Origin of the sequence: Streptomyces sp. NPDC047974, assembly GCF_040653375.1 — a bacterium.
Lineage (GTDB): Bacteria > Actinomycetota > Actinomycetes > Streptomycetales > Streptomycetaceae > Streptomyces.
Genome location: NZ_JBEZNU010000084.1, coordinates 1 through 4636, shown reverse-complemented (window position 1 = coordinate 4636; position 4636 = coordinate 1). Strand labels below are relative to the sequence as shown.

The window sequence follows — 4636 nt, the reverse complement described above, 5'->3', positions numbered from 1 at the left end:
GTTGAGACGTCAGACATCTCGAACCACTGCCCGAAGGCCTCGTCTGCTATCCGCCTTTGACCGTCACCCGATCGATGACCACTCTGAAGATCCTTCTTGAGGCGTCTCCAGTAAATGAGGCTTACTGCTGGGACCGTCACGCTTTCCAGAGACGGTCCGGTCCGCGTTTCCCTTGGGTCGCTTCACGCTTCGGTGTGGGGGATGTGCCCGCCGCGTTGGTAGGAGATCTCTTCCGGATGGATGCGGACGCGGGCCAGGCGCCAGGCGGCGTCGAAGGAGACGTTGCCGTAGCCCGCACGAACCAGACGCCGGGCGTGCCAGCTGGTGCGTGGCGTGAGAAGCCACCTCAGCAGGGTTGTGGTGTTGCTGGGGTGGGCCAGGCGGCGCCTCATTCTCTGTCGCTACGGGTGGGTGGGGCGTGACTGCCGAGGAGCGATTCGGTCTTCGCGGCGTGGTCCGGGCGGCCAGCGTGCCGCATGCCCGAGGCCAGGATCGTGTACAGCATTTGCTTCTCCGGAAGGTTCGGGAAGCTGCTGAGGAATTCCCGTACTACTTCCAGGGCCTCGTGATCGACGGACCGTTCGTGCTCGGGTCGGTACCGGGCGAATGTCTTGGCGAGTTCTTCGAGGGTGTTGGTGGAAGGGCGCCCCGCCCAGTCGGTATGCCCCTGCTCGATCCACCGCGCGAGGAGCGCCGCGGGCTCGGTCAGTTCGCTGGCCAGCGCGTCGGTCTGTTGTCTGCGCAGCGCGTCGGCGACGGTTTGGCGGCGCTGCGCTGCGAGGAGTTGGCTCACGGCTGCCTGGTCGTCGGCTGCGAGGTCGAGGGTGATCTCGGCCCGGTACTCCACGGGCGGGTTCGTCGGCAGACGTCTGAGCCGGCCCAGGTGCTGGGCGCACGCGTCGCGGGCGGAGGGCAGATCGACGGGATCGCACGCCAAGGTGAACTCGGTCGCCATCTCGCGCAGGGCCGTGCGGATCCGCCCAGCGAGTTCCCGGGCCGGCTCGGGGTAGGGCGGGTCGGTGACCACAGCGGCGGTGATCCTGGCGGTGAAGCCGATGCCGGGGTGGCAGCTGGGGAGGCGTGCGTCGAATCTGCGGAGAGCGCGCCGCAGCTCCTTGCGGGGGCTGCGGCGCGTCCAACGGAAGGGTTGCACGGGTCAGGGCTCCAGAGTCGAGCCGATGTCGAACATGTCCGACGAGGGGAGGTGCAGATCCTTGCGCAGGTCGATGACGGCCTGGTCGTAGCGGACGTCGGGTTCGCCGTAGACGAGGGCGGAGACCGGTGTCGTCATCAGGTGACGGGCGACGACTCGGCGCAGGATGTCCGTGAGCAGCTCCGCGGGGATCAGATCGTCGGTGGCACGTGCGTGGGCCCAGGCGATCAGTACCTGGCTGGCCTCACCGTGGACCCGGGAATCCGCCAGAACCGTGCTCCAGGCGTCGATCAGCGCCTGTCGCACCTCCGGCTTGCCCTCGGCCGCTGCAAGCATGACCTGCAGGACGAAGGGGTCCGTGCGCGGGTCGATCAGCGCGAGGAAGGCGCGGTGGCCGGCGAGATGGCCGGTCTCTTTCGCCCATTTGATGACCGTGCTCCACACGCGGGCGAGCTGGCGCTCGCGTCCGGCGATCGACTGCAGCGCAGCCTCGGCCGTTGTGACGGCCTCGTCCCTTTCGGGACGGTCGAGGATGTGGCGCAGCCTCACCAGGCTCTGGCGTGGGTAGTCGTCGGCGAAGGAGGACTGGCAGACCAGCGCGACCGTCCTGGCCACCGCCACTTCGTCGTCCTTTGCCCAGTCGAGCAGCCTCGCACGGATCGTCGGGCCCAATGCGTCGGCCTGCGCGGTTCTCGCGAAGATACCGGCGATCAGTTCCAGATGGCCGTCCCGGGACGTGCCGTTGTCGAGCCAGGCGCGGATCTTGTCGATGACGCGGATGTCGTTCTCCGCGATGGCCAGATCCACCAGGAGGTCGCTGATCGATACGAGGCGCGCGGCGCCGAGCTGACCTGGCGCGGTGAGTCTGCTGATCCAGTCCAGGAGGTGAGGGTGGATGTCCGCGCGCTGCCGCCACAGGTGCAGCAGCACTGCTCGCGCGTATCCGGGCCTGTGGTCGAGGGTGGCGTGGCGTCCTTCGACCTGCGCGCCCACGTCGGCGAGCCGTGTCGCCAGGTCCGGCCCGGTCAGGATCTCGCGTACGTCCTTCTTCGGGCGCTCGTTCAGCAGGCTGCGTCCGGCTTCCTGAATGGCCATCGCTTCTTCGCCGCTGAGGAAGACGGAGGCGATGAGAAGCGCGCGGTCGTCGGCGTTGTCCTCGGTTCTCGCGAACACGTCGCTCACCTGGCCGCGCCACTCCTGGAACGACGCCCGGGCCGCCTCCAGCCCCTCGGTGGACGCTTCGACGCCGGCAAGTTTGCCTGCGAGCCGGACCGCCTCCGCCGGGGTGCTGTTCTCGGTCAGCAGCATCGACGCCTCGCCGACGCGGCCCGTCCCATCGGCACCGCTGTCCAGCCAGTGGACCCGGTCCGGCTTCTGGTGCACATGCCGCAGGTGCGCCACCGCCACCCGGTGCGCGGAAGGCCGCAGAGCCGCGTGTACGACCACGCGCCCCATCGCACCGGACGCGTCCTCCGGCCAGCCCCGCTCGTCCGCTACCACCACCAGGAACGATCCCTTGCGGCGCAGAGTCTCGGCGTGTCCCACCAGGCCTACAGCGACCTTGTGTGGATCCTTCCACGCAGATATCTCGGACGCGACGTCGAGCAGATAGCCCACGCCCGGCTCTTCCGGGAGCAGCCGCAGGTCCGGAGTCGCGGGGTCGCTCCAGTCCGGACGGATCTCCCTCAGCGCCGGTGCCGTGCCGTCGTCGCTCTTCTCCGCCTGCGCGGCCTCCCACAGGGCCCGGACCCCTGCGGTCCGCTTTCCGAACCCAGGCGCCCCCGCGATCACCGCCAGACCCGGTCCGGCGGCACCCAGCAGTACCGAGGCGTCGGTTGCGGTCATCACCGATTCGCCTCGGAAACCGACACGCACCCATGTGGCCGTCCGTACGACGTCGAGTTCCGCCTCGGAGATCTCGACCACCGGCAGCAGCTGCTTGCCCGACATGGTCACCGGGCCCGCGGCGATGATGATCGACGAACGGTCGTTGCGTGTCACGGTCACCTTCATCGAAGGCACCAGAAACTCGACCTTCTCGTCGGGCGAGGACACCGGAGGCTTGTCAGGAGCCGCGTCCGTCAAGGGTTCCTCGCTCACCGCGCGTCACCCGGCGCCCGGTAGACGATGCTGCCGCCGGTGTGGATCGACCCGCCAGACACCACCACCTGCGAGTTGGTGTTGTGGTGCACCCTGACGCCCTCCTGTCCTGCCTCGTCCGCCGAATCCGACCCGTCCACGAGCTCCTGAAGCTCGACTGCAGCATCCGGGTACTTCTGCAGGAACGCGGCCAGCTGGATGAACAGCGACTGCCGCAGCTCCTCGGCCACGGCGTACCGCTCGCTCTCCGGGCACTCGGTCAGACGGACCCTGGCCTCGTCGACAACCTGCAGGTCCCTTTCAGCCGACTCCGGCCCGCCGCGACCGAACAGTCGCGCGATCGCCTTGCGGAAAGGCTCCCAACTCGCTTTCGCCATCTCGGCGACGACGGCGGCAGCCCCGCTCGTGGCCACCTGCATGTAGTCCAACGCATCTGCCATGAAAGATCCCCCAAGAAGAGCCGCCGGCGAACTTGAGGGCACAGCGTGCAAAGAGAACGACAGCCGCGGCAATCGAAAATACTTGCGCCGACGATAAACAGCGAACCGCGCCACGCCCGCATTCTGCCAAGGTTTGACAGACGAAAATCATCTTCGCCACTTCACTGGATCAAGGGACTGGCAGGGTGAAGGGGGTGCACCCGCGCAGGGGCTGAGGGTTTCGGCCATACAGCCACAACCGGACGCCACTCTTTAAGCGGGCGGGAAACGTGCGGTCGGAGCCTCGTACGCTGTCGCGCTCACATACGAAGCGATAGGGAGTGTTCGATATTTAGAGCCTGTTTGGCGAGGGCTGGTGTGCGAGGGTGGACACGCGCCGTTTACCCCACCTGCCTGGAGAGCGCCATGAGCGACCAGCCCACCGCCGGTCTGATGGCGAACTGCGACATCTGCCTGCAGCCGGTCGAGGACGGCGACGGCTACGTGTGGGTCGACCAGGGTGACGCCAAGAACGCCTGCTACGACTCCGACGACGGCCGCACTCCGCTGGACTTCCTCGGGCTCACGACGCGTGCGGACCTCGTCGGTTGGCGCACCACCCATACCGCCTGCGGCCTGTCCGACTACGCCTGCAAAATCGGGGTCGAACGGATCCGTGCATGGCCGGCCTTCCTCTACTGATCCGCCCACCTGACGGGCAAGAAGTGGAGCGTCGCCACCGACTGGCACCTGTTCGGCCCTGCGCTCACTGGAGCCGAAGCGCGGCGCGATCGGCGGACTGCGTCCCGTGTGTACGCAGGACCTCGACTTTCGCGGCATGGGGGCCTGAGCCATTCCAGGCGAGCCTCCTGGTGCCGGATGAGTTGTGGGAGTTGTTCCGCAGGGTGGTGCCCGAGACGGTGGTGATACGCCCGCAAGGAGGCGGGCGCCGGCGGGCCGGGGA

The 4636-nt window shown here is 67.8% G+C and carries 5 protein-coding genes and 1 pseudogene; 2 read left to right on the top strand and 4 right to left on the bottom strand.

Features of this window, described 5'->3' with window-relative positions; translation table 11 throughout:
• Positions 1 to 182: 182 nt before the first annotated feature.
• The 4 genes from AB0E19_RS38275 to AB0E19_RS38260 form a co-directional block, all read right to left on the bottom strand.
• On the bottom strand, positions 183 to 392 hold the full coding sequence (locus AB0E19_RS38275; RefSeq protein ID WP_362189749.1) for a hypothetical protein: 210 nt from the start codon (positions 390 to 392) through the stop codon (positions 183 to 185).
• Positions 389 to 1027 carry a hypothetical protein gene (locus tag AB0E19_RS38270; protein WP_362189746.1) on the bottom strand — a complete coding sequence of 213 codons (639 nt, stop codon included), beginning with the start codon at positions 1025 to 1027 and terminating at the stop codon, positions 389 to 391. The genes AB0E19_RS38275 and AB0E19_RS38270 overlap by 4 nt, the downstream gene beginning before the upstream one ends.
• 129 nt (positions 1028 to 1156) lie before the next feature.
• Entirely contained in the window at positions 1157 to 3253 is a 2097-nt protein-coding gene (locus tag AB0E19_RS38265) for a hypothetical protein (RefSeq protein WP_362189743.1), read from the bottom strand.
• A complete protein-coding gene (locus AB0E19_RS38260; protein WP_362189740.1) occupies positions 3250 to 3693 on the bottom strand; it encodes a hypothetical protein in 444 nt (147 codons plus the stop codon). Before AB0E19_RS38260 ends, AB0E19_RS38265 begins: the two co-directional genes overlap by 4 nt.
• Positions 3694 to 4098: 405 nt before the next feature.
• On the opposite strand from AB0E19_RS38260, the gene AB0E19_RS38255 reads away from it, so the two are divergent.
• Together AB0E19_RS38255 and AB0E19_RS38250 are read left to right on the top strand one after the other, a co-directional pair.
• Positions 4099 to 4374, top strand: a complete 276-nt coding sequence (locus AB0E19_RS38255) for a hypothetical protein (protein WP_362189737.1) — start codon at positions 4099 to 4101, stop codon at positions 4372 to 4374.
• 167 nt (positions 4375 to 4541) lie between these two features.
• Positions 4542 to 4636 (top strand): annotated as a pseudogene (locus tag AB0E19_RS38250) (IS5/IS1182 family transposase); the annotation flags it as partial.